This is a genomic window from Protofrankia sp. CiP1_Cm_nod3 (genome assembly GCF_982290655.1).
In genome coordinates, this window is record NZ_CEVIVD010000001.1 from 122,847 (window position 1) to 123,468 (window position 622).

A 622-nucleotide genomic window follows, 5' to 3' on the forward strand; every position below is an offset into this window, starting at 1 on the left:
GCGCCGGGTCGCGCGTGCGGCACCTGCGGCGCGCCGGCGCGGGAACCGGTACAGGGTGTCGCGGACGGCCCCGGCATGCTCTTCCGGCGTGCCGGGGCCGCCCCTTCGTGATCATCGAGTGGCCGCCGCTCCTTCGGCCGCCACTCCCTGGACGTCCGCTCCCTGAGCGCCCGCTTCTTTGACGCTGGTCCTTCGGTGTCGCCGGGCGCGCCCGCGAGGATCTCGACCGTGCCGGTGGCATGTCGCCAGGCGGGCGGCGATGTCTCCCGGCGCCGGCCTGTTTCCGGCGCCTGTTCCGGCCTGCCCTTCCGACGGCCGGCCTGTTCCCGCCCGCTGCTCGTTCCGGCAGGACGATGAGCGGTGACGGCTACGGACCGTCCCGAAGACAGGTGCGGTAGGTGGCAGCCGGGGGCGGCTGGCAGCGCCTGCCGTGGGCCGGTTGGGTACGGGATTCGCCGTGGTGCTGAAATAGCGTCGCAGGTGGGGTTTCGCCTGTATCCGGAACGTGGCCGAGGCCTGACCGGGACTGATGACCGGGACCGATGACCGGGGCTGATCGCACGGCTGGGCCGCAAACGATCGTCAGCGGTCTCCGTCGCTCTCCCGGCGGCCGGGCGCCCGT